The sequence below is a fragment of the Pseudomonas sp. NPDC089569 genome, from assembly GCF_050280625.1.
Classification (GTDB): domain Bacteria; phylum Pseudomonadota; class Gammaproteobacteria; order Pseudomonadales; family Pseudomonadaceae; genus Aquipseudomonas.
In genome coordinates this window covers 1-2,460 of record NZ_JBNNVQ010000225.1, presented here as the reverse complement: position 1 = coordinate 2,460, position 2,460 = coordinate 1, and the positions used below count along the sequence as shown (strand labels likewise).

Annotated in this window: 3 protein-coding genes; all 3 read left to right on the top strand. The window is 61.4% G+C overall.

What is annotated here, in order from left to right; translation table 11 throughout:
* The coding region (locus tag ACQKP2_RS32450) for an ABC transporter permease subunit (protein ID WP_427582332.1) at nucleotides 1-660 on the top strand (660 nt) is incomplete at its 5' end.
* Entirely contained in the window at nucleotides 657-1,913 is a 1,257-nt protein-coding gene (locus tag ACQKP2_RS32445; RefSeq protein ID WP_427582331.1) for a high-affinity branched-chain amino acid ABC transporter permease LivM, read from the top strand. The genes ACQKP2_RS32450 and ACQKP2_RS32445, both read left to right, overlap by 4 nt.
* Nucleotides 1,910-2,460: ATP-binding cassette domain-containing protein (locus tag ACQKP2_RS32440; RefSeq protein ID WP_427582330.1), on the top strand; the 551-nt coding region annotated here is incomplete at its 3' end. The genes ACQKP2_RS32445 and ACQKP2_RS32440, both read left to right, overlap by 4 nt.

The window sequence follows — 2,460 nt, the reverse complement described above, 5'->3', positions numbered from 1 at the left end:
AGCATCGAACGGATCGCCTACCGCCCCTTGCGCGGCAGCAACCGTCTGATCCCGCTGATCTCTGCCATCGGCATGTCGATCTTCCTGCAGAACACCGTTCTGCTGGCGCAAGACTCCAAGGACAAATCCATCCCCAACCTGATTCCGGGCAACTTTGCCTTCGGGCCAGGTGGTGCACATGAAGTGCTGATTTCCTACATGCAAATCCTGGTGTTCGTGGTGACCCTGGTCGCCATGACCGGCCTGACGCTGTTCATCTCCCGTTCTCGCCTGGGTCGCGCCTGCCGTGCCTGTGCCGAAGACATCCGGATGGCCAACCTGCTGGGCATCAACACCAACAACATCATTGCCCTGACCTTCGTCATCGGTGCTGCGCTGGCGGCCATCGCGGCCGTGCTGCTGAGCATGCAGTACGGCGTGATCAACCCGAACCAGGGTTTCCTGGTGGGACTCAAGGCCTTCACCGCAGCGGTATTGGGCGGTATCGGCAGCATCCCTGGCGCCATGCTGGGTGGGTTGGTGCTGGGTGTGGCCGAGGCCTTCGGTGCCGATATCTTCGGCGACCAGTACAAGGACGTCGTGGCGTTCGGTCTATTGGTCCTGGTGTTGTTGTTCCGGCCAACCGGCCTGCTGGGCCGTCCGGAGGTTGAGAAAGTATGACTAGGAATCTTAAACAGGCGCTGTTCAGCGCTTTGCTGGTGTGGGCCGTGGCCTACCCGGTACTCGGTCTTAAACTGAGCATCGTTGGCATCAACCTCGAAGTTCATGGCACCAGTAACGCCACCCTGATCACCATCGCGGTGTGCTCCGTGCTGATGTTCCTGCGTGTGCTGTTCGACCGGCAGATCAGCTCGGCCTGGCGCTCCTCGCCACGCATGCCGCTGATTCCGGCCAAGGCCAGCAACTTCCTGACCCTGCCGACCACCCAGCGCTGGGTCATCATCGCGATGATCGCCGGTGCGCTGATCTGGCCGTTCTTCGGTTCCCGCGGCGCGGTGGACATCGCGACGCTGGTGCTGATCTACGTGATGCTCGGCCTGGGCCTGAACATCGTGGTCGGCCTGGCCGGACTGCTCGACCTGGGTTATGTCGGCTTCTACGCCGTAGGCGCCTACAGCTATGCGCTGCTGTCGCACTACTACGGCCTGAGCTTCTGGATCTGCCTGCCGATCGCCGGCCTGATGTCGGCCTCCTTCGGTTTCCTGCTGGGTTTCCCGGTACTGCGTCTGCGCGGTGACTACCTGGCAATCGTGACCCTGGGCTTCGGTGAAATCATCCGTCTGTTCCTGCGTAACCTGACGGGCCTCACTGGCGGTCCGAACGGCATCAGCAACATCGAGAAACCGACGTTCTTCGGCCTGACCTTCGAACGCAAGGCCGCGGAAGGCATGCAAACCTTCCACGAGTTTTTCGGCCTGGAATACAACTCGATCAACAAGGTGATCTTCCTGTACCTGGTTGCGCTGCTGCTGGCCCTGGGTGCGCTGTTCGTCATCAATCGCCTGCTGCGCATGCCCCTGGGTCGCGCCTGGGAAGCCTTGCGTGAAGACGAGATCGCCTGCCGTGCGCTGGGTCTGAACCCGACCGTGATCAAACTGTCGGCCTTCACCCTGGGCGCCAGCTTCGCCGGTTTCGCCGGCAGCTTCTTCGCGGCACGTCAGGGCCTGGTGACACCGGAGTCCTTCACCTTTATCGAGTCGGCGATCATCCTCGCCATCGTCGTGCTGGGTGGCATGGGCTCGCAGCTGGGTGTGATCCTGGCGGCGGTGGTCATGATCCTGCTGCCGGAAATGATGCGTGAGTTCAGTGAGTACCGCATGTTGATGTTCGGTGCCTTGATGGTACTGATGATGATCTGGCGCCCTCAGGGTCTGCTGCCCATGCAACGTCCTCACATGGAGCTGCGCAAATGAGCCGCGAGATCCTGAAAGTCGAAAATCTGAGCATGCGCTTCGGCGGCCTGCTGGCGGTCAACGGCGTTGCCTTGAGCGTCAAAGAGAAACAAGTGGTGGCGCTGATCGGCCCCAACGGTGCCGGCAAGACCACCGTGTTCAACTGCCTGACCGGCTTCTACAAGCCGAGCGGTGGAAGCATCCTGCTCGACGGCGAGCCGATCGAAGGCCTGCCGGGTCACAAGATCGCCCTCAAAGGCGTGGTACGCACCTTCCAGAACGTGCGGTTGTTCAAGGACATGACCGCGGTCGAGAACCTCTTGATCGCCCAGCATCGCCACCTGAACACCAACTTCCTGTCCGGCCTGTTCAAGACCCCGTCGTTCCGCAAGAGCGAGCGCGAGGCCATGGAGTACGCCGAGTACTGGCTGGACAAGGTCAACCTGCGCGAGTTCGCCAACCGTCCGGCCGGCACACTGGCCTACGGGCCCGCCGATGGTGAATCCCTGATCGTAGAGAAGCGCGCGGATCTGCCGGATCATCAGCACATCCTGGCGCTGATAATACC

Excerpts from the sequence above, each read along its gene's own strand:
- ACQKP2_RS32445 (WP_427582331.1), top strand. The coding sequence starts at position 657 with ATGACTAGGAATCTTAAACAGGCGCTGTTCAGCGCTTTGCTGGTGTGG.